The following is a 24,909-nucleotide window of genomic DNA, read 5'->3' as shown; positions in this document are numbered from 1 at the left end:
TTTTCGTTCAGCAACCTGTCTAAACTGCAGCATAAGCTGCAAGTCTTACTAGTCTAAGAAGGCAAGGGCGGCTACAACCACCAGCAAAACGCCGCTAATGACCGTCCCGAATTGTCCCACCGTGTATTTGCCGATCCGTACATGCGCGAGACGGATTCCGAAGGCGACGCCGATCCACACTGTGACGAAGCTGCCGATTGCCGCCAGCAATGAGATGAGCATTGGCGAAAGACCAAGCAGTCCGGCGCCGATGCCGTTCGTCAGTGCATTGGCCGATAGTGCAACCCCAAGCGCCATGGATTCGCCCCAGCCAATCGTTTTGGCCGCCGGTTCAGCCGGGCCATCGTCTGATTGCTTGCGCGGGGTCGCCAGCAAAATAATGCGAATCCCGATAATAACGAGAATAAAGGCGCCGACAATGACCGGAAGCAGGCCGGGGAGCAGAGAAGAAAGCCACAGCCCGAAATATATTCCGCACACACTGAAGAGAAAGCATATTACGGCGATCAGCAAGTTCTGGAGTAGACGAATTCGTATATTCCGGATGCCATACGATAATCCGACGCCTAAATTGTCAACACTGGACGAAAATGTTAAAGCAGCGATGATCAACCATGATGCCATGTTTTAAAACTCCTTTTGTTGAACGATTTGCTACGCGAGCAACTGAGCTTGCTGCGTGCTTAATGCAATATATGAGATCTGTTGTCGAAAGTGACAACACTGTTGATAAAAAATCAACACCAATATAAAGGAGGCTCTTGCTCATTTATTCGTATCTGTAGAATAACATATATTATACAGGCTTGAGGAGGGATGTCGCCAATGACGGAGGAGCGCGAGAAAGCAAGCCGGCTTGGATCGGAATTAAGAGCATTAATGCAGGAGCATTCCCTGTCTATGCGCAAGCTGAGTGAATTGACCGGAATCCAGACGGCGACGATCTCGAGAATTGTGAACGGCAAGCAGAAAGCTAAGCTTGAGCATATCGAATTGTTTTCGAAAACATTGCAGGTTCCCGTCAATAAGCTGCTGGAAGCGGCTGGCGTAATTGAGCTGGAGGCGGGCAAAGCGGCAGCGGAGCATGTCGCGATCGTGGAGATGCTGGAGGACGCCCTGCAGTTTACAGAGCTGATCAACTATAATTTAATTATTCCGCGCATCCAGGAAGAATTGGACCGATATGAGCGATATGCCCTAACCGAGGAGGGGCAGCAGCTCATCCGCAACCAGTTTGCCGCGAAGGCGCAGCAGGTGGATGGCATGGGTCCTTATATTGATCACCTCATGGATATGTACAGGCAATATGCGGATGCTGAAAAGTCTGAAGAGGCGGAGCAAATCCGCGCAACGATCGGCAGTGTGCTGCTTTATTTTATTTTATCGACCGATGTGATTCCGGATTATATTTTCCCGATCGGCTATTTGGATGATGCGATCGCGGTGAAGCTCGGGCTTAACCGGCTGCAGGAAAAACGGTTGACTCTATCCTAAGAGGAGGCTGTACACTTACAGCTGAAAGGAGGAAACATGAATTGCTTTACACGGTTAAGGAAGTTTCCGCATTGTCCAACGTCACGATCAAGACACTGCATCACTATCACAAAATCGGTTTGCTTGTCCCATGTGAGCTGAGTGAGGCCGGCTACCGCCTGTACGGAAAAAATGAGCTGGAGCGGCTTCAGCAAATTTTGCTGTATAAGGAGCTGGATTTCTCATTGGAGCAGATTCAACAGCTCATGGAAAAGCAGGCTGACCGGGCGGAGCTTCTCGCCAAGCAAGAAAGCATGATCAAAGAAAGACAAAAGCGGCTGGCGAAAATTGCCGCGACAATACGCAAAACCATTCTAAGTTTGGAGGAAGGAGTCGCGATGGAAGATAAGGAGCTGTTTGCCGGATTTTCGACAGAAGAGGAGTGGCGGGAAGCGCTGCGAGAACAAAACGATTATTTGCAAGCTAATTATCAATATGAGCTGCTTGATGCGGCGGCTTTGGATATTGAGCGGATGAACGATGCGGCGCAAGAGGCGGCATTGTTTATGTCGGCGATGAGTGAGGCGTTGCGGGCCGGCATCAAGCATACGGATGAAAAAATTGCGGCGCTGCTGCAGCGGCATTTGGATTTTCTTGGGGAAAATGGGCATCGTCTGTCGGCAAGCGATTTTGCTGCACAAACCCAATTTTTCCTGAAGGATGATTTTCATTTGCAAATGCTGGAAGGCCAGCAAGTTGGCCTGGCCTACTATTTGGCTGCCGCTGCAGCAGCATATGCGCACTAAAGAAAGCTTAAAAAGGATGGAGCTGAAAGATCAGGCTCCATCCTTTTTGGTTAGGCGGATCGATTTGTTGCGCAAAATGCAACATTTGAAGGTGATCTCGCCGATATTTAGGAAAATGCTGCGCTTTTTTATCGGCCGCAGCCCAGTGTGAAGATTTCGTAAGGCTTGATCGTGATTTGCAGCTGTTGGTTGGCATCGGCAGTCAACGGCTGCAACCGCTCTTCCAGTACGTTGCTTGCAAACCAGTGGGAGCCGCGCCCGATCAGACTGTTGCTGTCTACAGTAAGTGTAACCGTCTCACCGGACAGATTGTACCAGCGAATCAAGGTGTCGCCGCGTTCTTCATTGCGCTTCACGGAGGAAAGCACCAGTTGCTTACCGCTCGACCATTTTATCCAGGATTCACTTGCTGGGAGCGTCTGCTGCTGCTCATCAATTGCTTGCTGGTGCACATCCGTTTGCGCGCTGTAGAGCGGGATTTGATATGCGTAAGCCTCTTGCGCAGCTGCGTAACGCGCCGATTGATCCGCATAAGGGATTATGGCGAATTCTACCTGCTGTTCTCCGATACATTGCGCTTCAGGGGTCGGGAAGACGCCCCAGTCGCCAAGCTCGCCAACAGCGCGCAATAGCGTAACCGCGATTGTGTTGCGTTCGTCGCGCAGCAGCTCATACTCATGCAGGCCGATATTGGCGACAGCCAGCCCGCGGCGCTCGTCATCAATGGCGACAAACGCTTGCTGATGTTGGGCGTTGCTCGGATTCGTCCATTCGGGAGCCGGCTCATTGTTACGCTTGGCGATTTCGAAGATCGAATCGGCGTAATGAACGGCAGCAGCCGTATCGGACGGGAACAGCGCGCGCAGCCGGTGATCTTTGGCCTTGTTGTCGAACGCCGTTTTCACTTTGACAGCTTTGACGCCCTTTTCTAGTGTGACTTGCGTGCGCAGCGTAAGCGGCACAAGCTTGGAAGAACGTCCGGCTTTCCGGTTCATGAGCGGGACCATCGACTGCTGCTCGATGAACAGCGTATCATCCGCGCTCTCCGGAATTTCCCAGTGATGCACAATTTCCACCGTCTTGGAAAAAGCATTCGCAGACACCACACGCATGTCGGCTTTCAAATTCTTCGTAGTCAGCGTCAGGGCGCTGTGATCCTGCTTGAATACATATTCATTGCCGATGTCGCCAACATTTTCATAGATGCATAGATCAGTATATTGATTGCCGCTCGTTTTATCCGTCAAGATGAGGCTGCCGTTCTCGGCAAACGCGATATGATAATATTCATTCGACAGCTCCAGCTCATGCTGGTCAGCTGCTGCCGTATTTTGTGCTTCCTTGGACGGAACCCAAGCATACGCCCGATAGCCAAGTGCCGGCAGCTGCTCTGCATGAAGGGTTACGCGAATGCGGCGGGCGATATAAGGCTGGCGGAAGCGGTCGTCCGGCAGCGTATAATTGAAATGAGCGCCAAGATCTTCAATTTCGGCTGCTGCAGGCTGGCCAAGATGATCGATAATCGCGCCGCGCGGCAGCTCCATTTCGGCTGCTTGCTGGTACAATTGCGCTGGTGTTAGTTCAGGCGTGAACGGGAAACGCTTCACTTCCAGTTCAATGCTTACGACGCCGGAGCGCATTACGCCGGCCTGATTGAAGACGATAAAAGAAACGGCGTCATCGTTTGCGCTGCCCGGCGTTTGGATGCGTGCAGCGATATGCTGCAGGCTGTCTTGCAGCAGTACATCCGCTACATCGTAACTTTTCGCGAAGCGGGTCATCATCTCGGCATGTACGGCGTCAACGCTGCAGCCGCAGATGCTGTCATGCGGATGGTTTTGCATTAATGTTTTCCAGGCATAAGTGAACAGATGATGCGGATAATCGAGTCCGGCCTGTGACGCGAATACCGCAGCCGGCTCGGCGCCTTTTTCCAGCAGCAATTGGCCGCGCACATTAGCTTGCTTGATATAGACGCGGGCTGATGCAGTGTTGACCAGCGTGCCCCAGCCATCCGTACGCTGACTGCGCAGCTCGCCTTCAATTTCCTTGAGCGGGCGCTTCAGAGAGGCTGCAAAGGCCTGAACATATTCTTCAAAGCTGCTGTGCTTGAATTCATAATCCGGGTACGCTGCCCGCGCGGTCTCCAGCGCGGCGCTAAGGTCGGTCTGGATCGGCTGATGGTCGCAGCCATTCAAAAATAGCAGCTGATCGGTGGAAGCAAAGCGTTCGGCATCATGCAGCTTTTGTTTCCAGTAGGCTTTTGCCTGCTCTGGATCGACCGGAATCTCCATGCCGTTGCAATACCAGTTGGCAAATAATATGCCTGTTACCTCCGAGCCGTCCGGCGCACGCCAAATGAGCTCGGAAAAAGGGGATTCGTAAGCAGCCGAATCCATTACGGCATTGTTGAAGCCGGTTGGCTTCACGCCGCGGCCGAAGGCGGCGAAGGTAATGCCCGCCTGCTGCAGCAGCTGCGGCGCCTGCCCCATATTGCCGAAGGAATCGGGGAAATAGCCGAGCTTGGAAATGACGCCGTATTTTTTGGCATCGGCATGGCCGATTTGCAGGTTGCGTATATTGGCCTCCGGACTGGTCAGAAACTCGTCCTGCAGGATATACCAGGGGCCGATAACGATGCGGCCCTCGCGAATAAATCGCTCCAGCTGCTCGCGCTTTTCCGGACGAACCTGCAAATAGTCCTCAATAATGATGGTCTGTCCATCGAGGTGAAAGCTGCGGAATTGCGCGTCCTGCTCAAGTGTATCCAACAATGTATCCATTAATGCGATAAGACGTACATGATGCTTCTCATAAGGCAAATACCATTCCCGATCCCAATGCGTGTGGGAAATAATATGTGCGACGGGCTTACTCAACATGAGCACCTCCATTTAATATAACAAATAATACAAGTTTTTATTGTCTTGTTATACTCGAATGATAGTGTTTATAATAAGGTTTGTAAATGGTAATTACCAGGTTTCGGCGAGAAAGTTGTACATTTGTTATAATGATGTGAGGAGTTAGAGAGTATGAATGGGGAGCGCACGCCGCTGTATACGCAAATTTACAGTTTTTTGCGGGATCAAATGGAATCGGGCAAGTGGCAGGAGGGCTTCAAGCTGCCGTCCGAAAATCAGCTCTGCCGCAAGTTTGATGTCAGCCGCATTACGGTGCGCGGGGCAATGACACAGCTGGTAGAGGAAGGGTTTATTTACCGGATACAAGGGCGGGGCTCTTTTGTTGCCGGGAAGGACAAAACAAAAGAGCCTGTCCGCTATGCGCCGAGAAGTGCGCAGTTGCAGCAGGCTGAAAGTTCATTGCCGCTAATCGCGGTCATTGTCCCCCGGCTGAGCGGTCTGCTGATTACCGGAATTATTAGCGGGCTGAATGAAGGGCTTGCGTTTTCATCCTATCGCATTTTGCTGCTGCTGTCGGACGGCGTGCTGGAGAAGGAAGATGAGATGCTGCGGGAGGCGCTGGCGCTTGGAGCGCAAGGAATTGTCGTCTATCCGACCGAGGGCCGCGTCTATAATGAAACGATGCTGCGGCTGTCTTTGGATCGTTTTCCGATCGTTGTTATTGACCGTTACTTGTCAGGAGTGCCTACAAATTGCGTATGCTCCGATCACTATTCGGGAGCTTATGAGGCCACCGAGCATTTACTGCAGCTCGGCCACCGCAACATTGCTTTTGTGACGACGCCATTTGGCGATACAACGAGCAGCATTGAGGAACGGCTCGGCGGATACCGACAGGCAATGAACGACTATAGCGTCGTCATTGAGCGCAGTTTTATTCAAGTGCTGTCAGCGGATGAGGAGCTGCGCGCCTTTTTGGATCAGCATCGCGAGATGACGGCTTTATTCGCCATCAATGAACAGCTGGGGCTTAGACTGATAAAGGCTGCGGACGACACGGAGCGGGTAGTGCCGGACGATCTGTCGGTCGTTTTCTTTGACGATTATGCTCATTCCGAATTTGCGCGTATCCCGCCTACCTGCGTAACGCAGGACGGGGAGCAGATCGGGCGGGATACGGCCGCGCTGCTGCTGGAGCTGCTGGAGCAGCCTGAGCATGAACGGGAGCGTAAGCTGATCCGGGTGCCGACGCGACTGAAAATCCGCCAATCGACAAAAGCGCGCCAGCAGCCGATTTAAGCATGAAAAGCAAGTTTGGGCGACCCCCAAATTGATTGAGCGGACCTGCGATCTGCTATTTGCTGGAAAAACAGGCGATTGGAAGTACTTATGGGCATAGAGAGGCTGTCGATTAATTGTGGACATCTGTACTCGCGGGCGAAGCGGGCACGAGCGGATCGTAGATCCGTTATCTGTGAACAAATCTGCCCAAACGACTGGTCCCCGGACCGTGGTTCCTTTATTTGCCTCAAATGGCTCCAATAACCCGGTAAAATTCACGAATAACGGATCGTCTGTCCGCGTGCCTCAAAGTTCAAATATCAGCATCATCGTTTAACAGAGCCTAAAAAATATAGAAGACAATGCCCTGACCGGCGGCGACTGCCTTTTCAAAGTAATTGCGGATTTGCTCCAAGTAGCTGAAGATGTAGTCAAAAAACTGGTCGCCGCTTTCCTCATCTCCGCTAAAGAGCGGATATACCTCGTCTTTCAGCATCGCCTCAAAATTATACAGCGCGAGACAGTCGCTTCTCGTCAGCGGCTTGATTGCCTGATAGCCCTCTGCAACTTGTTCCGGCTTTAGATAGAAGGCCCCGAACTCGGCGAATTCCAAATAATTGTCATTCCCCAGTGGAACAATATAGCCAAAAGGCGGCTCGCCATCGCTGATGTCACCGCACAGCATATAGTGGATAGCTTCCCACGATTTATCGATATCGAGCTTTTCTCTATCGTAAGGATCCAAATCCTCTAGCTTTATTTCTGCAGAAGCAAGCTGGTTAATTTCTTTTTCGTCCAAAGCAACGTAGCAGCCGATCATTCCCATGCGCGCATTCTCCTTGTTCTGTCATTATTTGTCTTCATTAGCATAACGAAAAAGAGAGATGATGGAAATTGGACTTTTCGACTATATGCTGCGCCACCTGTGGAAAGCGGTTGCACATTTTACCTGACTGTGATTAAATGGGATTAACATCATACGGGATTATTACAGGTGCCGGCGCCATTCGTTCAAGCATGCTGCTAAACGATTCATGCGAGAAAATCCGGGAGGATGAGACGGTGAGCCGCACCATTGATATTACAGGGACGATTGCTAATGGGATGTGGAATTATGGCATGCCATTCCCAGATATCGCAATCAAGCCAGTCGCAACATTAGCTGAGCATGGCTTTGATGGCCATGCCTTTCAGCTGCATTCCTTTGCAGGCACTTATTTGGAAACCGCCAACCATTTATTCGCCGGCAGAGAACAGCTGCATCATATAGACCCGAGCCGTTTTTTTATGCGTGCATGGGTAGCGCAGGTTCCGGACAAAGCGCCGCTTGAGCCGATTTATGCGCATGAATTGGAAGAGGCAGTCGGAGATGTATTGGAACCCGGCGATGCGTTATTGATCGCTACAGGCTGGGATTCCCGCTGGAATACAGCGGAATTTACGACAGCTTCGCCGTTTTTTAGCGATGAGACGATGGAGTGGATTGTACAGCGCAGCGTCAGCTTGCTAGGGGTCGATATTACATCGATTGAAGATCCCCGCAAGCCGCCTGATGTGATGTCGCAATTGGCTCATTATTTTGCAGGAGACCGCTTGCTACTTGCGCCGGTCGTACGCCTCCGGGAAGCGGGAAAAGGGCCGTGGACGTTAACGGTGCTGCCGCTTGCAGTCCATGGCGTATGCGCCGCGCCGTGCCGGGCGATTTTGCGCTAGAAGCGCTTCAGTTGATGCAACCTCATACTCACCCAGGGGACAGCAAATTTATTTTTGCAGAGGTGACGGTTATGAGATTATGCTTCACTGGAGATATTGAAGGCTTGGAGCAAGGGATCGGGCTTTTGGCCAAGGAAGCCGGATTCGAGGCTGCAGCCGACGGAAGAGTTGTACAGGTTGAACAGTGCGAAGACAATCATTTGCTGGTTGAAGCCGCGGATGGAAAGCTGCGGATCGTCTATGCGCGCAAAATTCATTTTTTCCGTGCGTTAGGGCTGCTGATGGAGTCATTACGCGAGCAGGACAGCTTCCGTCTAGAAGAAATTCCGCAGTTTACGATGAACGGGCCGATGTTCGACGTCTCGCAAGGCGGCGCTGTCATCCGTCCTGAGTCTGTCAAAGCCTTTTTGCGCAAAATGTCTCTAATGGGGCTCGATATGCTGATGCTGTATTGCGAGGATAGCTTTGATGTGGCGGAGCAGCCTTACTTTGGCTATATGCGCGGCCGCTACTCGCAAGCTGAAATTCGCGAGCTGGACGATTATGCCGATCTGCTTGGGATCGAGCTTATTCCGTGTATACAGACGCTTAGCCATCTGGCCGATGTGCTCAAATGGAACGCGTTTGCCGATATTCGCGATGACCATGAGACGATGCTGGTCGGTGAAGAACGAACTTATGCCTTTATTGAACAGATGATTGTGGCAGCTTCGGCGCCGGTGCGAAGCAAGCGCATTCATATCGGGATGGACGAAGCCTGGAAGCTGGGGCTTGGCGAATATTTGATACGCAATGGCTATCATTCCAAATTCGATATTATGAATGAACATCTTCGCCGGGTAGTGGCGATGACGGAGCGTCTTGGCTTAAAGCCGATGATGTGGAGCGATATGTATTTCCGGGCAGGCTCGCGCAGCGGCGATTATTACGACCCGCAATGCGTCATCTCCGATGAAGTCATTGCCGGAATGCCAAGCGATGTGCAATTTGTATATTGGGACTATTATCATTATGACGAGGCGTTCTATACAGACTGGATTCAGCGACACAAAAAATTCGGCTCCACGCCGGTCTTTGCCGGCGGCATATGGAATTGGAAGGGCTTTGTCCTAAATTACGGCGCAACGTTCGTGTCGACGAATGCCGCGCTGAACGTCTGCAAACGCGAAGGCGTACGTGAAATTATTGCCACGCTATGGGGCGATGACGGTACGGAGTGCGACTGGTTTTCCGCGCTGCTTGGTCTGCAGCTGTTTGCTGAGCACGGCTATGCGGAGGCGCTTGACGAGGAGAAGCTGGCACGACGGTTCCATTATTGCACAGGCGCCCGGATGGACGATTTTATGGCGATCAAAAATGTCGATGAGCCGCCAGGCATTAAGCCAAACAATCTGGAAACCTACAACCCGTCGCGCTACATGCTGTGGCAAAATGTGATGATGGGGCTGTTCGACGAAAATATTCGCGGACTGGATATGGCTGGCCATTACAAAGAAATGCAGCAGCAAATGGCATTGTATGCGGAACGTAACGGCGAGTATGGCTTTGTGTTCAAAGTTTTGGAACTGCTCTGTTCTGTGCTCACCCTGAAAGCGGATGCCGGCAATCGGATTACAGCGGCTTACCGGGAGGGGGACCGTGAAGAGCTGCTTGAGCTGGCCGTCTCGGTACTGCCGGAAATTGCTGCGCGCGTGGAGCGGTTACGGGCTTATCACTTTGAGCGCTGGCATATTGTGAATAAGCCGTTTGGCTGGGATATTATTGACCTGCGCTACGGCGGGCTGCTGAGCAGTCTCCGCACCGCCAAAAGCCGGATTTCCGCTTATTTGGACGGCTCGGTGGAGCGGCTCGAGGAACTGGAGGAAAAGCGGCTGTTGTTCCAGGGGACAGAAGGTATGGTAGATTGTTACTTTTATAAAAATATGCCGACTCCAAGCCGGATTTCGCAGTAAGGAAGGGGAGGAGTACGGATATGAACATAAATACAGATCGTATGGCTGCAGACATTCGCAACTGGGCCGAGCAAAATCGCGAACGGCTGATTGAACTGCTGGCCGAGCTGGTTTCACATCATACGGTCAATCGCGTTACAAGCGGCTCGGAGCAGCAGTGCCAACAGGCGCTTCATAAGCGGTTGCTGGAGCTCGGGTTCGAAGCTGAGCTGTATGAGCCGGAGGCTGTGCAGGGCTTTCATGAGCATCCGGCTTACTATCCGGGCAAGGATTACAGCGGACGCCCTAATGTTTGGGCGCAATGGAAGGGCAGCGGCGATGGACAATCGCTGCTGTTCTCCAGCCATATCGATACAGCGGCTGTCGCTCCCGGCTGGCCGGAGGATCCTTTTACGCCGCGAATAGAAGATGGTTGTTTAATCGGGTTGGGCGCCTTTGATATGAAAGGCGGACTTGCCGCTTCCATTATGGCAGTCAGATGTTTGATGGAGCTCGGGATCGGGCTGCAGGGCGACGTTCTGATCGAATCGGTAGTGGATGAAGAATTTGGCGGCGCCAACGGGACCGTGGCCGGCCGGGCGAAAGGGATAACTGCCGCTGCGGTTATTATTCCTGAGCCGACGAATTTGGCGCTCTACCCGGCTACCCGCGGCGGCGCGCTGTGGCGCGTCACTTTTGAAGGGACGACCGGCCTGTCGTTCAGCGGCGAGACTGTGCGCAATCCGGCTGCAGCTGCCGCGCGCTTTATTGTCTTCCTGGATCAGTTTGAACAGCAGCGGGCAGATGAAGCGGGGCCTGCCCCGTGGTACAGCGGTTCTAAAGAAGCGCTGCCGGTCATTGTAACGCGCCTTGCGGCGGGAGATATGTCAGCGCCGTTATGTGATGTTGGGCCTGTTGAGGCTCATGTTGATATTTGGGTGGAGTGTTATCCGGGGATAACCGAGGAGCAGCTTCGCCAGCAATTGCTGGACGGATATGAACAGTTTTGCGGCACTGCCTATGCCGATGGGCTTGATCGTCCGCGCTTTAAACAAATGATCCGCTTTTTGCCCGGTTCGGAGGTTGAAGCGAATCATCCGCTCATTCCGCTGCTTGCTGAGGAGATAGAGAGAGCAACTGGCGATAAAGCGGTCGTAACCGGTTCTCCATTCGCCTGCGACGCATTTGTATTTAATGAATTTAGCTCCAGTCCCGCTCTGGTCATCGGCCCTTCAGGGGGCAATGCGCATGCGCCGGAGGAATTTGTCGAGCTGGACAGTTTGGTCAAATTGGTCGAAATCTATGCACTTACTCTTATACGCTGGTGCGGCCTTGCCGAGAGCGGGGAACTGAGGATGGAGGGATGACAATGCGAAGAGCGGTGAATACCGGCAATGCTTCTATTGGCAGCGGCCCCTATTCTCAAGGGATACTGGCCCGAGGCATGCTGTTTGTATCAGGACAAGGCCCTCTTGACGCTGCCGGAAATATTGTTGCGGGGGATATCGAGGCGGAAACAAGAATGACGATGGACAATGTGAAAGCGATCGTCGAGGCGGCAGGCTTTACGATGGACGATGTGGTCAAGGTAGGTGTCTATCTTGCGGATTTGCAAGAGTTTGACCGCTTCAACGCGGTTTATGAAACCTATTTTTCTGCGCCGCTGCCGGCGAGAACCTGCGTTCAGGCCGTGCTGGACAACATCAAGGTAGAGATTGATGCGATTGTGTGCCGGGATCAAGAGGAGTAAGCCTACTAGCTTATAGAGGGGACGACAATGACCGTGAGAAGATTCGACAATAAAGTGGCGCTTGTAACCGGCGCCGGTCAAGGGATTGGTTTTGCCATTGCCGAGCGGTTTGCCGCAGAAGGCGCCCGCGTCATTATGGCCGATATTCGCGAAGATTTGCTTTCAGAAGCGGCAGCAAGCCTGCGCGCAGCTGGCGGCGACGTTTCGGAGCATCAGCTTGATGTCTCCGCTGCGGAGCAGGTTGACGCTGTCATCGCCGAAATTGCTGCGAGCTGCGGCAGAATCGATATTTTGGCGAATAATGCCGGTATCGCCAAAGAAGAGCCGTTCGTTGAGATTGAGGATCAGCAATGGCGGCGGATGATCGATGTTAATTTGAACGGCATGTTCTATGTTGCCCAGCGCGTCTCGCGCCTGATGGTGCAGCAAGGCGGCGGGGCGATTATCAATATGGCTTCGACCAACGGTCTTGTCGGCGAAGCTGGCTATGCGCATTACAATGCCTCGAAGGGCGGGGTGGTCCTGCTGACGAAAACGATGGCGATTGAGCTTGGCAAATCTGGCATTCGCGTTAATGCGGTATGTCCGGGGTATATTCAAACCCCGCTCTCTCAATCCATCGACAGCCCGGAGACGGTAGAGCGTTACATCGAGCAGTTCATCCCGCTGCGGCGCACAGGGACGCCGCAGGATGTGGCCGGTGTATTCGCATTTCTTGCTTCAGAGGATGCGACCTTCATTACTGGCGAATGTATCGTCGTTGACGGCGGCCAATTGTCATTCTAAAGGAGAAAGCAGTCGATGAACAAGTTGATGCTTGACACGCCTTGTATTGTTGTTGATGAAGCGAAGCTGCTGCAAAATATTGAACGGATGCAGCAGACTGCGAATGCGGCCGGCATAAGCTTGCGCCCGCATATTAAGACGCATAAGACACCTGAAATTGCCAAGCTACAGCTAGAGGCGGGCGCAGTAGGCATTACCTCCGCCAAGCTGGGAGAGGCGGAAGTGATGGCAGAGCAGGGGGTTAGCCCGATTGTTATCGCTTACCCGATCGTAGGTGCCGCCAAGCTGGAGCGATTAATGAGGCTGACGGAACGGGCCGCTATTACTGTGGCGGTAGACAGCATCGAGGTTGCGCGCGGGATCGCTGAAGCGGCGGCTGCCGCAGGCAGGACGATTTCCGTCTGGGTTGAAGTGGATCCGGGGTATGGCCGGGTCGGTGTACAGCCCGGGGAAGCGCTGGAACGGCTCGGTGCAGCGCTAGCGGAACTGCCCGGTGTGCGAGTGACAGGTGTGCTGACCTTTGGCGGCCAGTCCTACGATGCGGCAGATGACGATGCCTTGCGGCAAGTTGTGCATGAGGAAGCGCGCATTGCCCGGGAGGCCGCGGCGACGCTGCGGCGGCTTGGTTGTCCGGTTGAAGCGGTCAGTATCGGTTCAACCCCGGCAAGCCGTCTTGCTGCGGCAATGGAAGGGGCAACGGAGATGCGGCCGGGGACGTATGTATTCGGCGATCTGACGCAAGTAAAGGCGGGGGCAATCTCGCTTGCCGATTGTGCGCTGACCGTCCTGGCGACTGTAATTAGCCGTCCTGCACCGGATAGAGCCGTCATCGATGCCGGGACCAAGGTGTTTACGATGGATGGCGAGCAGTCGCCGCTCGGAACAGGACGCGGATATGTGCTCGATCATCCGGGCATTGAAGTGGCATGGTTTAATGAGGAGCATGGTGTGCTGCACCTTCCTCCGGAGGAGCAGGGGCTGCAAGTTGGCGATAAGCTGCAAATTATTCCCGTTCATTGCTGCGCGGTTGTAAACATGCTTGATGTGATTCATCTGGTGCGCGATACCGAAGTCCAGCGCATCTGGAAAATCGCTGCCAGAGGAAAAGTGAATTAAGATACGTTATGATAAGGATATCCAGGCGCCGGGGAGCGGCCGGATATCCTTATTCTCATAAAGGAAAGCGGTGGAGCTTTTGACAATCTATATTGCGCTGTTACGCGGTATTAATGTGGGCGGCAACAACAAAATCAAGATGGCTGAATTGCGCGCGGCGATGGAGCAGGCCGGGTTTCTGCGCGTGCAAACCTATATTCAAAGCGGGAACATCCTGTTTGTGGCGGAGGAGGACGCCGATCTGCTGCGCCTTCGGCTGGAGCAGACGATTGAGCAGTCATTCGGGCTGAAAATTCCGGTAGTGCTTCGTACGGCGCAGCAGCTCAAGCAGATTATTGCGGGCTGTCCGTTTACAGAAGAGCAAATTGCCGCTGCCGCAGCGACCGCGATCGGCAAATGCCTGCATGCCGTAATGCTGTCAGATAAGCCGGCGGAAGAACGGGTGGCTAAACTAGCGGATTATGCTTCCGCTGCGGAGCAATACGTCTGGGATGGCGGGGGTCATATTTATCTTTTATTTTATACAAGCGTGCATCAAGCCAAGCTCGCTGTTCAGGTCGACAAGCTGGGGGTTACAGCGACGACACGGAACTGGCAAACATTGAGCAAGCTGGACGAGCTGGCAGATGCCATGATTGAATGATATACTGTTTATATGATAAACAATTTGGAGAAGGAGTCCGAACGCGTGAAGTCTAACGAGGATCAGTTATTTCAGGATTTGCCGCGCGGGGTGGCGATAAGCTGGGGGAAGGTTGAGGCGCCGCGGCGCGGGCCGAAGCGGGAAATGGACGTTCAAACCATTGTCGCAACCGCTATTGAAATTGCTGACAAGGACGGACTTGCGGCTGTGTCGATGAACCGGGTTGCAGCTGCTTTCGGCTTTACCGCGATGTCGCTGTATCGCTACATTCCGAGCAAAGAGGACTTGCTGCTGCTGATGCAGGACGCAGTATGCGCCATGGTCGAGCTGCCTGTCATTGACGATTACGAGGATTGGCGGGGAAATATGCGCGTGTATGTCCATGCATCGATTCAGGTGCTGCGCGATCACCCATGGTATAGCGACATTCCCATATCAGGCATACCAATAATGCCCAATATACTGAAAATGGTGGACTGGTCGCTGCGGACGATGCGCTATTTGCCTTTGAACGGCAACGAGAAGATGGCCGTCACGCTTCTGCTAAGCAATTATGCAAGGGGGTGCGGCACTCTGCAAAGAGATATAGACCGGGCTATGCTGGCAGGAGTGTCGCCGGAAAGCTTTAGCGGTCTTCAGTACACGCAAGCTTTAAAGCTGCTTGTGAAGGCGGAGCAATACCCGGATCTGCAGCCAATTGTCATGTCGGGCATTTATACGGAGGACGGGCAAAATGCCGAAGAGAAAATCGATGATATGGAATTCGGACTGGAGCGGATTTTGGACGGGATTGAGCAATATTTAAATAGCAAACAATAAAAAAACAGCCGTTGCTGAAGAACGGCTGTTTTTTCAACCCCCCGCCTTTTTTCCAGCAATAGCGTGTCTCAGGAGGCTCATTCGCCCACAAATCCAAGAAGAGGTGTCTCGCCATGCGAAGCCGATCCTTGGATGAGTAGAAAAGGCGCTCAAATGTTGCAGTTTGTGCAACAAGTTGATTGGAGGAAGGAGGTATGCTGCAAATTGTTGTATGAAATGCAACAAATCTCTCCTCCAGGGCGCATAAATAGCGATGATTGTTGCACAACGTACAGGCCTGTTAAATGGATTTTCTACAGTTCGTTTTTTGTTTTGTTCGCTAGATCGTCGGACTAGATATAGCTTTTAATTAAGTTGACGGTCGATATTCGTTATCGTATAATGGACATAATTTTTCTATGGAGGAATTATGCAATGCCCGCTATAATAAAAGTTACGCCACGTTTGTCAGAAATATTAAAAGAACGTGGTCTAACTCAAATGTGGTTATCGCAAGAAACCGGAGTTCCGCAAGGGTCATTATCACGCTTTGATAAGAACGATAGACATGTAGATGTGCACGTAGTCGCTATCATGACGGCACTTAACATTACATACGATGAATTATTCGCTATCGAATATTCCGATTGACATTCATTATACGATATCGCATAATTTTCTTGTGAGGTTAATTACACGTGAAGGGAAAGTTGATAAATGGATGAACTTAAAGATATGATTACAGCAATTTTACATCGCCTAGAAGTAGAGTCTGCTAAGAATGAGGCATTTCGTATAGAGATGACAAAGTTTCAAGGTGAGATGCGAAGCAACTTCAAAGAATTGCAATCTCAAATGGATTATTTGGCTGGAAAACTGGGGCAGCATGACAGAGACTTGTATATATTAAGACATAATACTTCGTCCATAACAACGGAAGAATCATACTAAGATAAAGGAAAAACCGCTACCGAATTGGATAGCGGTTTTTTTTGAATCTTATTACTTGTACTTTCTCTTAGCAAAAGCAAGTATTCTTCATTTTCATTCATGAGTTGATAACCCGCGGTACTGCAAACCTCGTTTCCTTCAAGGGCTGCATTCTCTTGACGTTTCCAACTTCTTCAATCTTGGAATATTAATTTTTACACTGTAGAGTTTTCTTTATCTGCGGCCCGCTTTGCGGCGGAATGCCAACACCGACCAGACAAAGGCAACGAGCAATAGCAGCAGGCACCAGCCAAGCGCCCACCAGTGGCGATTGGCAAGCGGCGAGCCTGTCAGCAAGCTGCGTATCGTCTCAATCACCGGGGTAATCGGCTGATGCTTGGCGATGCCTTGCAGCCAGGAGGGCATTGTATCGATTGGAACGAAGGCGCTGGACAAGTAAGGAAGAAATAGCAGGATAAATCCATAGCCGCTTGCTGCAGCGGGGCTTCCGGCCACGAGGCCGATTGCCGCGAATAGCCAGGTAATGGTCAAAATAAATAATGCAATCATGCCGAGCGCCAGCAGCCATTGAACCGGAGTCGCGGACGGCTTGAAACCGAGCAGCAGCCCGATGGCAATGACGACAGCAGTAGCAATCAAGTTGCGGAACAGGCTGGCGACAACATGGCCGGTGATGACGCTTTGGCTGTAGATCGGCATCGTTCGAAACCGCTCGATAATTCCATTCGTCATATCTTGCGAAACATCTACCGCCGTGCTTGAGGAGCCGAAGCCTGCACACAGCAGTATAATCCCGGGTACGATATAGTCGACATAGCGGCCTTCATGGGAGATCGCGCCGCCGAAGACGTAAGTGAACAGCAGCATTAACATGACGGGAAGCATGATCGCCATAATGAGCGCTTCTACATTGCGCAGACTATGGCGGATGCTGCGTCCAATAAAAATCATGTTGGTAGTGAGAAGGGATGCGGATGTTTTCATACGTGTGTATCCTCCATTTTATGACTTGTCAGAGCGACAAAAACATCATCCATGCTCGGCCGTCTGAGATTGACGCGGACATCCGAAGGAAAGGAGGCGGCGAGTTCGTTAAGCGCACGCTGAACATCATGGATTTGTCCGCTTGTCGGCACCGTACAGAGTACTTCGTCTTTATCGGACAGCAGCTCCAGCTGTTCGCCGCCTATTCTTGCCTTCAGCTGTTCAGGCGTACCGCTTGCAACGATGCGGCCATCGGCGATGACGGCTATCGTATCGGCTAGTTGATCGGCTTCCTCCAGGTACTGGGTTGTCAAAAAAATCGTAATGCCTTGACCGGCAAGCTGAAGAATAATATCCCATAACGTGCGTCTGCTATGTGTATCAAGCCCGGTTGTCGGTTCATCGAGAAAGATGATTGGCCGGGGAACGATGAGGCTAATCGCCAGATCAAGGCGGCGCCGCATGCCGCCGGAGTAGGTTTTCACTCTTTTTTTGGCGGCTGCTGTAAGGTCAAATTGTATAATTAGCTCATTTGCCCTTGTTTTCGCTTGCGAAGCGGATAGCCCATACAACCTGCCAATCATGATCAAGTTTTCTTCACACGTCAATACTTCGTCTACTGCGGCGAATTGGCCGGTAAGGCTGATGGCGCTTTTTACTGCATTACGTTCAGTCATAACGTTGCGGCCTGCCACAAGCGCAGTTCCGCTGTCTGGAACGACCAGTGTAGAAAGAATATTGATTAATGTCGTTTTTCCGGCCCCATTAGGACCGAGCAGAGCGAAGACGCCGCCTTTCGGCACAGTGAGATCGATTCCGCGAAGAACAGCTTGCCGGCCGAAGCTTTTGTGCAGGCCGGTAATTTGGATAGCTGGAGAGGTCATAGCATAACACCCTTTCTGCTGCATAAAGTAAACTGAAGATTTAATGAACAGTATATAACATAAACCGTATATTACATAAACAGTATATATCATAAACTATTATGAGTGCAATCCTTATTTTTTATTTCCGTTGAGAATAAAGCGGGAGTATGGCACAATGGAGGCTGCAACGCTACAATCTGGGGAAAAGAGGAATCAATACAATGAGTCAATTGCCTAGTTGCCCTTCCTGCAATTCGGCCTATACTTACGAGGATCGCCAAATGTTTGTTTGCCCGGAGTGCGGGCATGAGTGGACGGCAGGGTCCGGCTCAGATGCCGCTGGCAGCGAGGAGCGGATCATTAAAGACGCGAATGGGCAGCCTTTGAGCGATGGCGATACGGTGACGGTCATTAAAGATTTGAAAGTAAAGGGCAGTTCGTTAGTTGTGAAACAGGGGACAAAGGTGAAAAACATTCGTCTCATTGAGGGAGATCATGATATCGATTGTAAAATTGATGGGTTAGGCGCGATGAAGCTGAAGTCGGAGTTTGTGAAGAAAGTATAACGCGCCTGCAGAGGTTGTCCGCGGAATTTCTCTAATAAAAAAGCTGGAGCAAGATCAAGTCCTGCTCCAGCTTTGCTGTAGTAATTACTTCGTATAATTATCAAAATAGCCTTGAATGAACACGATTGGTGTCCCTTTGTCGCCGCTTCCGGAAGTGAGGTCGGACAGCGAGCCGATCAGGTCGGTAAGCTGCCGCGGCGTCGTTCCTTGCGCTTCCATGGCGCCAACCAGGTCAGCCTCTTTATTGTTAATATAATTGGAGATCGCTTGCTTCAGCTCTTCTCCGCGCAGGTTGGAAAAATTGTTATCCGCCAAATATTTGAGTTTGACTTCATTAGGCGTGCCGTCGAGGCCGGATGTATAAGCAGGCGAGACAACAGGGTCGGCCAGCTCCCAAATTTTTCCTACCGGATCTTTGAAGGCGCCGTCGCCGTAAATCATGACTTCAACTTGCTTGCCTGTTTTTTCTTGCAGCAGGCTTTGAATTTTGTCAACAACCGGCTGGCAATTGCGCGGGAACAGCTTTACGCTTTCCTCAGTCGATTTATTCGAGCCGAGCAGGCCATATGCTTCATTGTAGCCGCTGCCATTGACCTGGGAAGAAAGTACCTCGTCCAGGCTGTACACTTTTTCCCCGCCGTGTGCTTTCAAAATACGTTTCGTGCGGAAACGGGTATGCACATCGCAAGTGAGTACATTTTTTGTGTAATCCAGAATCGTTTTCGGATGGTTGGAGAAAATAACCTCGCACTCCACGCCATATTCCTCAACGAGCGACTTGTAGTAAGTAATATAATCGACACCAGTGAAGGTATGTTTATTGTAGCCGAATGCATTACGGAATTGCTCTTCTGTCAGCACATCAGTCCAAGGATTAATTCCTTTTTCATCGAGAATATCGATATCGACTAATTGATTGCCCACTTCATCGGACGGATAGCTGAGCATCAAAATAATTTTTTTGGCACGCTTTGCAATGCCGCGCAAGCAGATGGCAAACCGGTTGCGGCTCAAAATCGGAAAAATGACGCCAATGGTACCGTCGCCAAATTTATTGTGAATGTCTTCTGCAATATGATCAATGGTCGCATAGTTGCCTTGTGCGCGAGCGACTACAGATTCGGTTACTGTCACGATATCTTTATCTTGAATGGTGAAGCCTTCCACTTCTGCGGCTTTCAATACACTGTCAACTACGATTTCCTCGATGCAGTCCCCTTTATTGATGATCGGGCAGCGAAGACCTCTTACAACAGTTCCAACCACTCTTTCCACAATGATCGCTCCTTACAACTAATGAATAATGAACACCCTTAGTACTATACCTTAAAGACAGCTCATAAGTAAAATGAATATATTGAATAGAGGGTATTAGTTTAATTTATATGTATAAGTTGTGAAAAAATAATAAACTCATTTTTTAGCTGGATGATGTATAATACATCTTATGTATTGAAAACGACAACTGGGGTTATGACAATGAACGAGAAACAAGAACGATTTTCTTCTGCAGGATTTATTTTAGCGGCAATCGGCAGCTCTGTCGGGCTCGGTAATATGTGGAAGTTTCCTTATATTACGGGAGAGAACGGCGGCGCTGCATTCTTTTTGCTTTTCATAGCTTGCCTGCTTATTATCGGCTTGCCGCTATTGCTTGCGGAGCTGGCGATCGGCAGAAATGGCCGCGGCAGTGCGGCAACCGCTATAGTCCGTTCAGGAGGAGGCAAAGGCTGGAAGAGCATCGGGCTGCTGCAGGTTATTACGCCATTTTTAATTTTGACCTTCTATATTATTGTAGCTGGCTGGACATTGCATTATGCGGTTCAGGCTTTTACTGGGAATCTGTTACAGAATCATGATTTTGCCGGACAATTTTCAACTTTTGTAACTGGCGGCTTGCCGATTGTATGGCAGTTTGCCGCTTTGTTCATTACTGGCGCTATCGTTATTTTGGGCGTGGCCAACGGTATTGAGAAGTTTAATAAAATCGTTATTCCCAGTTTGATCGTATTATTAATCATTTTGATGGTGCGAGCGCTTACCCTGCCGGATGCGGAGCAGGGCGTAAGCTTTTTTCTGCGGCCGGACTTTTCGCAAATAACGGCCGAATCTGCACTCGCCGCATTGGGACATGCCTTCTTCTCCCTTTCATTAGGAATGGGCATACTGCTTACTTACGGCTCCTATGTGCATAAGGAGCAATCGCTTGGCATGGCTACTTTGGCTATCGGGGCTGGTGATCTAATTTATGCTTTCATTGCCGGTCTTATTATTTTTCCGACGACCTTTTCCTTCGGAATCGCACCGGATGAAGGGCCGTCTCTTGTCTTTATCGCATTGCCGGCCGCCTTCTCCGCCATGCCGTACGGCGCATTGTTCGCCGGGTTGTTTTTTGTGCTGCTTGCCTTCGCTGCGCTGACCTCTGCGGTATCTGTGCTGGAAGTACCGATCTCCTATGTGATGGAACGGTTTCGTATGAAGCGCAAGACAGCGGTGTATGTCATTTGCCTGATTATTTTCTTGCTAGGCCTACCTTCGGCTCTTTCATTTGGCGATTATCCCGCACTTACTTTTGGCGGCAAATCTTTTTTTGATTGGGTTGATTTTATTACGGCCAATATTATGCTGCCTGTCGCCGGAATAGGGGTTACGATCTTTGCCGGCTACTATTGGAAAGGGGCGGCGGAAGCTGTCGGCTTGCGGGCAGGCTGGTTTCGGATTTGGCTGTTTATGATTCGCTACATTGCGCCGATTCTTATTTTTCTTGTCTTTCTGTACACAACCGGAATACTCAAGTTCAATTAGCGGACGCCGTCAGGCGTCTTTTTTTGCAGACTGCCGCTCTTGCAGGTACGAAAGGCTGCACCCTATGATATACTGTTTCATAGAATGCTTAGAAACCTTTTCTATCCATAAAAAGAAGATGGAGGGCTAGTGATGACGATTTTGAAACCGATTACGCCAGCGGCGGTTCAAGCGCCGGGATCAACATTAGGCGAAGGCCCATGCTGGGATTCACGCACCAATCATATGTATTGGGTTGATATTGAAGGGGCTCGCATTCATCGCTATAGTCCGGCAACAGGGGAAACCGATACATATGAAGCGCCGGAAAAAATCAGCGCCTTGATCCCATGTGCGCAAGGGGGCTGGGTGGCGACTGCTTATCATGCCCTTTACCACTGGAACACCGGAGACGAGACGTTCGAAGAAATATTGCGCTTCAAGCTGCCGGACAATGTACGATTCAATGATGGCAAGGCAGGCCCGGACGGAGCTTTGTGGATTGGAACGATGGATATGTCAAGCGGCCAGCCGATCGGCAGTCTGTACCGGGTGGATGAGCAGCTGCAGGTCGAAGAAAAGGTAACTGGCATCTATTGCTCGAACGGGTTAGACTGGAGCCCGGACAATTCGGAGATGTATTATATCGATTCCGGTGTGAAAGAGGTACGTGCCTACGCCTTCGATCTTGCTACCGGTTCCCTTGGAGAAAGAAGAACTGCTGTCCAGCTCCCAGAGGAAGGCAGCGGTGTACCGGACGGCATGAGTCTCGATGAAGAGGGAATGATTTGGGTTGCCGAGTGGGGCGGCCATCGCGTCGCGCGCTGGAATCCGCACAATGGAGAACTGCTTGCTGCCGTTCAGCTGCCTGTGCCACAGCCATCGAGCTGCGCTTTTGGCGGCGAGCATTATAATATGCTGTTCATGACAAGCGCGGCGGCCGGATTGCCGGCAGAGCAGCGCAGCCGCTATCCGCTGTCCGGGGCTTTGTTTCAGGCAGTGGACGGGCTAAAGGTACACGGGCGTCCTCCATTCCAATACGCTTGGCGGAAGTAAATGCCCCTCCCCCCTGGAGATTTGAGGAGGTATTCCTCCTTAAGAGGGGGGATTTTTTGTCTCATAATGAATGGAGAGTACCATTTCCGAAATACTAATGGTATAGTAACCTAGGGCGCTGCCGCGGACTGCGACGGGCGCAGCGTGAAACAAAATGAAGGGTTCCCGGATGAGTTCCGGGCGCGGTTCGAAAACTCCCGCGTAACCAAAACTAGGAGGAAGAAAATGTTTAATTTTGGATGGGGCATTCTATTTGTCCTTGTGCACTTCATGCTTTTTTTGTTGTGCTACCGCAAGTTCGGCAAACACGGCTTATATGCCTGGATCGGTATTGCGACCGTTCTGGCCAATATTCAAGTGACGAAAACGATCGAAATGTTCGGTTTTGTCATGACGCTCGGCAATACGATGTATGGCACGATTTATTTGACGACTGACCTGCTCAACGAAAAATACGGCGAGAAGGAAGCGCGTAAAGCGGTCTGGTTTGGCTTTTTTACACTCATCATGTCGACGGTTATTATGCAGATGGCTCTTATTTTCCAGCCGCAGGCAGAAGATATTGCACAGGAGCATCTAGAAATCATTTTCGGATTAATGCCACGGCTGGTAGCGGCAAGCTTGCTCGCATATTTCACGAGCCAGTTTCTTGATGTCCGTTTGTTCGCGCTGCTGCGCAAGTGGTTCCCGAAGCCGAATCAGCTGTGGATTCGCAACAATGGAAGCACATGCGTCAGTCAGTTGATCGACACGTTAGTCTTTTGCACCGTCGCATTTGCCGGTGTGTACAGCTTTGATGTATGGTGGCAAATATTGCTGACGACATATTTAATTAAATTTGTTATTTCGGTCGCTTCTACGCCAGTCATCTACATTGCGAGAAGGTTTCAGTTTCCCGAAGATGACCGCAGAGCAAATGAAGCGGGTTAAATAAAAAAAGCCGCTGGAGCGCAGATCTCCAGCGGTTTTTTCATCAATAGAAGGCTTCCAGCTCGCGGACGACAGCGGCTAAAGAGCCGTCGATCCGGGTTTGGCGCTGTTCCTTCTCGAACAGGGCGGATATTTGGGGAGGGAACTCCTGCTTAATACCGACCAATTCAATCGCTTCATTAAACTTAGCCGGATGAGCGGTAGCCAAGGATACTGTAATGCTGCTTCCGTCGGCATATTTGTCTGCTGCCGCTACGCCGCAGGCCGAGTGCGGATCAAGCAAATATCCGGTTGCTTCTTTATAGTGCTTGATCGTATCGAGACATTGCTGACCTTGTACGCCATGTGCGCCAAAATCGGTCTGTACCTGAGCAAGCATGTCGCCGGACACTGTAATTTGTCCTTCAGCTTTGAATTGCTCCATCAGCTGCTGAACCTGATTTGCATCTTCGCCAAGCACATAGTATAAGTAACGCTCGAAGTTGCTCGCTACTTGAATGTCCATCGACGGGCTGTAGGTGATGCGGAAGTCGCCTGGCTTGTATATGCCTTCAAGCACAAAGCGCTCCAAAATGTTGTTTTCATTCGTTGCCAGAATGAGCTTGCCGATCGGAAGTCCCATTCGTTTGGCCAGATAGCCGGCAAAAATATCGCCAAAATTGCCTGTAGGAACGCTGAAGTTGACGACTGCCGCTCCAGTCTGCTTCACAATCTGGAAGTATGCATAGAAGTAATAAACCGTCTGCGCCATAATCCGTACAAAATTAATGGAATTGATCGCGGCCAGATGATGGCGGGATTTGAAATCAAGATCGGCGAACAATTCTTTGATCATGCGCTGGCAGTCGTCAAAGTTGCCGTCGACCGACAAATTCAGCACATTGTCTTCCTGAATGGTCGTCATTTGCAGCTCTTGCACTTTGCTTACTTTACCATGCGGGTGCAAAATGCAAATTTTGATGCCGTCTTTTCCTTTGACGCCTTCAATTGCCGATGCGCCCGTATCGCCAGAAGTGGCGCCGAGAATATGAATTTTTTTGTTGTATTTGGTGGCGACATAAGTATATAGTTGACCCATAAATTGCAGGGCGATATCTTTGAAGGCAAACGTTGGGCCGTGGAACAGCTCCAGCAAATACAAATCGTCCTTCAGCTTGCGGACGGGAGTGACTTCTGGATCGCGGAAGGTGCTGTAGCTTGCGGCAATAAGCTCGAGCAGCTCATTGTCTGGAATTTCGCCGTTCGTGTACAGGCTGAAAATTTCGAACACTAGCTCCTGATAGCCAAGCTGCTGCCATTCTTGCAGCTTCTCGGCCGACACCGCCGGTATTTGATGCGGCACAAGCAGGCCCCCGTCATTGGCCAGGCCCATCATGAATGCATCGATAAAACCAATTTTGCCTACATTTCCTCTTGTACTGATAAATTCCATCATTTCTCCTCCTGCAAAGCCCCAGTTATCGTCAAAGCGCACGATCCCGTCGACATCTTGATTGCCAAGTCCGCGATTAGCAGTCAGCCTTTGCCGCTGAATGCGATCAGATAGGCGGTTCGTACATCATTCGACGATGAGACGGGCGGTACAACGTATTATAACATGATTGTGTACGA

General features: G+C 50.9%; 24 protein-coding genes. 17 read left to right on the top strand and 7 right to left on the bottom strand.

Annotation, left to right across the window (positions count from 1 at the left end; translation table 11 throughout):
• Window positions 1-48: 48 nt before the first annotated feature.
• Window positions 49-624: a manganese efflux pump gene (locus ACFQ0N_RS25680; RefSeq protein WP_379331691.1), complete on the bottom strand. Its 576-nt coding sequence runs from the start codon at window positions 622-624 to the stop codon at window positions 49-51.
• A gap of 201 nt (window positions 625-825) precedes the next feature.
• On the opposite strand from ACFQ0N_RS25680, the gene ACFQ0N_RS25675 reads away from it, so the two are divergent.
• Together ACFQ0N_RS25675 and ACFQ0N_RS25670 are read left to right on the top strand one after the other, a co-directional pair.
• On the top strand, window positions 826-1,494 hold the full coding sequence (locus ACFQ0N_RS25675; protein ID WP_379331689.1) for a DUF1232 domain-containing protein: 669 nt from the start codon (window positions 826-828) through the stop codon (window positions 1,492-1,494).
• Between the two features lie 41 nt (window positions 1,495-1,535).
• On the top strand, window positions 1,536-2,279 hold the full coding sequence (locus ACFQ0N_RS25670) for a MerR family transcriptional regulator (RefSeq protein WP_379331687.1): 744 nt from the start codon (window positions 1,536-1,538) through the stop codon (window positions 2,277-2,279).
• A 128-nt stretch (window positions 2,280-2,407) separates the two neighbouring features.
• Here ACFQ0N_RS25670 and ACFQ0N_RS25665 read toward each other — a convergent pair whose 3' ends face one another.
• Entirely contained in the window at window positions 2,408-5,161 is a 2,754-nt protein-coding gene (locus tag ACFQ0N_RS25665; protein ID WP_379331685.1) for an alpha-mannosidase, read from the bottom strand.
• A 153-nt stretch (window positions 5,162-5,314) separates the two neighbouring features.
• Between ACFQ0N_RS25665 and ACFQ0N_RS25660 the strand changes: the two genes are divergently transcribed.
• Complete coding sequence (locus ACFQ0N_RS25660; RefSeq protein WP_379331683.1) at window positions 5,315-6,442, top strand: GntR family transcriptional regulator; 1,128 nt, start codon at window positions 5,315-5,317, stop codon at window positions 6,440-6,442.
• Window positions 6,443-6,767: 325 nt separating this feature from the next.
• Here ACFQ0N_RS25660 and ACFQ0N_RS25655 read toward each other — a convergent pair whose 3' ends face one another.
• Window positions 6,768-7,250 carry a YfbM family protein gene (locus tag ACFQ0N_RS25655; RefSeq protein WP_379331681.1) on the bottom strand — a complete coding sequence of 161 codons (483 nt, stop codon included), beginning with the start codon at window positions 7,248-7,250 and terminating at the stop codon, window positions 6,768-6,770.
• Between the two features lie 137 nt (window positions 7,251-7,387).
• Between ACFQ0N_RS25655 and ACFQ0N_RS25650 the strand changes: the two genes are divergently transcribed.
• The 10 genes from ACFQ0N_RS25650 (at window position 7,388) to ACFQ0N_RS25605 (ending at window position 16,112) form a co-directional block, all read left to right on the top strand.
• Complete coding sequence (locus ACFQ0N_RS25650) at window positions 7,388-8,137, top strand: cyclase family protein (RefSeq protein WP_379331679.1); 750 nt, start codon at window positions 7,388-7,390, stop codon at window positions 8,135-8,137.
• Window positions 8,065-10,089 (top strand): beta-N-acetylhexosaminidase, encoded by a 2,025-nt coding sequence (locus ACFQ0N_RS25645; RefSeq protein ID WP_379331677.1) that lies wholly within the window; start codon window positions 8,065-8,067, stop codon window positions 10,087-10,089. Before ACFQ0N_RS25650 ends, ACFQ0N_RS25645 begins: the two co-directional genes overlap by 73 nt.
• Window positions 10,090-10,109: 20 nt before the next feature.
• Window positions 10,110-11,435: a M20 family metallopeptidase gene (locus ACFQ0N_RS25640; protein WP_379331675.1), complete on the top strand. Its 1,326-nt coding sequence runs from the start codon at window positions 10,110-10,112 to the stop codon at window positions 11,433-11,435.
• Window positions 11,436-11,437: 2 nt separating this feature from the next.
• Complete coding sequence (locus ACFQ0N_RS25635; protein WP_379331673.1) at window positions 11,438-11,818, top strand: Rid family detoxifying hydrolase; 381 nt, start codon at window positions 11,438-11,440, stop codon at window positions 11,816-11,818.
• A 27-nt stretch (window positions 11,819-11,845) separates the two neighbouring features.
• Entirely contained in the window at window positions 11,846-12,604 is a 759-nt protein-coding gene (locus ACFQ0N_RS25630; protein WP_379331671.1) for an SDR family NAD(P)-dependent oxidoreductase, read from the top strand.
• A 15-nt stretch (window positions 12,605-12,619) separates the two neighbouring features.
• Complete coding sequence (locus tag ACFQ0N_RS25625; RefSeq protein WP_379331668.1) at window positions 12,620-13,720, top strand: alanine racemase; 1,101 nt, start codon at window positions 12,620-12,622, stop codon at window positions 13,718-13,720.
• 70 nt (window positions 13,721-13,790) lie between these two features.
• Entirely contained in the window at window positions 13,791-14,363 is a 573-nt protein-coding gene (locus ACFQ0N_RS25620; RefSeq protein ID WP_379331666.1) for a DUF1697 domain-containing protein, read from the top strand.
• 45 nt (window positions 14,364-14,408) lie between these two features.
• A complete protein-coding gene (locus ACFQ0N_RS25615) occupies window positions 14,409-15,182 on the top strand; it encodes a TetR/AcrR family transcriptional regulator (RefSeq protein ID WP_379331665.1) in 774 nt (257 codons plus the stop codon).
• Between the two features lie 381 nt (window positions 15,183-15,563).
• Window positions 15,564-15,812, top strand: coding sequence for a helix-turn-helix domain-containing protein (locus tag ACFQ0N_RS25610; protein ID WP_379331839.1), 249 nt, complete (start codon window positions 15,564-15,566; stop codon window positions 15,810-15,812).
• A 66-nt stretch (window positions 15,813-15,878) separates the two neighbouring features.
• Complete coding sequence (locus tag ACFQ0N_RS25605) at window positions 15,879-16,112, top strand: hypothetical protein (RefSeq protein ID WP_379331663.1); 234 nt, start codon at window positions 15,879-15,881, stop codon at window positions 16,110-16,112.
• A gap of 213 nt (window positions 16,113-16,325) precedes the next feature.
• Here ACFQ0N_RS25605 and ACFQ0N_RS25600 read toward each other — a convergent pair whose 3' ends face one another.
• Together ACFQ0N_RS25600 and ACFQ0N_RS25595 are read right to left on the bottom strand one after the other, a co-directional pair.
• Window positions 16,326-17,096, bottom strand: coding sequence for an ABC transporter permease (locus tag ACFQ0N_RS25600; RefSeq protein ID WP_379331660.1), 771 nt, complete (start codon window positions 17,094-17,096; stop codon window positions 16,326-16,328).
• Window positions 17,093-17,980, bottom strand: coding sequence for an ATP-binding cassette domain-containing protein (locus ACFQ0N_RS25595; protein WP_379331658.1), 888 nt, complete (start codon window positions 17,978-17,980; stop codon window positions 17,093-17,095). The genes ACFQ0N_RS25600 and ACFQ0N_RS25595 overlap by 4 nt, the downstream gene beginning before the upstream one ends.
• Before the next feature lie 203 nt (window positions 17,981-18,183).
• Here ACFQ0N_RS25595 and ACFQ0N_RS25590 point away from each other — a divergent pair, with 203 nt between their 5' ends.
• Window positions 18,184-18,528, top strand: a complete 345-nt coding sequence (locus tag ACFQ0N_RS25590) for a zinc ribbon domain-containing protein YjdM (protein WP_379331656.1) — start codon at window positions 18,184-18,186, stop codon at window positions 18,526-18,528.
• An 84-nt stretch (window positions 18,529-18,612) separates the two neighbouring features.
• On the opposite strand, the gene ACFQ0N_RS25585 is transcribed toward ACFQ0N_RS25590, so the two are convergent.
• The gene (locus ACFQ0N_RS25585; protein WP_379331654.1) at window positions 18,613-19,803 is read right to left on the bottom strand and encodes a coenzyme F420-0:L-glutamate ligase; all 1,191 of its coding nucleotides are present in this window, start codon (window positions 19,801-19,803) and stop codon (window positions 18,613-18,615) included.
• A gap of 204 nt (window positions 19,804-20,007) precedes the next feature.
• Between ACFQ0N_RS25585 and ACFQ0N_RS25580 the strand changes: the two genes are divergently transcribed.
• The 3 genes from ACFQ0N_RS25580 to ACFQ0N_RS25570 all read left to right on the top strand — a co-directional run bounded on the left by ACFQ0N_RS25580 (window position 20,008) and on the right by ACFQ0N_RS25570 (window position 23,298).
• Window positions 20,008-21,333 carry a sodium-dependent transporter gene (locus tag ACFQ0N_RS25580; protein ID WP_379331652.1) on the top strand — a complete coding sequence of 442 codons (1,326 nt, stop codon included), beginning with the start codon at window positions 20,008-20,010 and terminating at the stop codon, window positions 21,331-21,333.
• 132 nt (window positions 21,334-21,465) lie between these two features.
• Window positions 21,466-22,368 carry an SMP-30/gluconolactonase/LRE family protein gene (locus ACFQ0N_RS25575; protein ID WP_379331650.1) on the top strand — a complete coding sequence of 301 codons (903 nt, stop codon included), beginning with the start codon at window positions 21,466-21,468 and terminating at the stop codon, window positions 22,366-22,368.
• Window positions 22,369-22,593: 225 nt separating this feature from the next.
• Complete coding sequence (locus tag ACFQ0N_RS25570) at window positions 22,594-23,298, top strand: queuosine precursor transporter (RefSeq protein WP_379331648.1); 705 nt, start codon at window positions 22,594-22,596, stop codon at window positions 23,296-23,298.
• Window positions 23,299-23,341: 43 nt separating this feature from the next.
• On the opposite strand, the gene thrC is transcribed toward ACFQ0N_RS25570, so the two are convergent.
• Complete coding sequence (thrC, locus tag ACFQ0N_RS25565; RefSeq protein WP_379331646.1) at window positions 23,342-24,730, bottom strand: threonine synthase; 1,389 nt, start codon at window positions 24,728-24,730, stop codon at window positions 23,342-23,344.
• Window positions 24,731-24,909: the final 179 nt, after the last annotated feature.

The sequence above is a fragment of the Paenibacillus sp. GCM10027626 genome, assembly GCF_042676285.1.
Taxonomy (GTDB): Bacteria; Bacillota; Bacilli; order Paenibacillales; family Paenibacillaceae; genus Paenibacillus_Z.
Note: the sequence above shows the minus strand (reverse complement) of the source record. Positions and strands in the feature narration are given on the sequence as shown.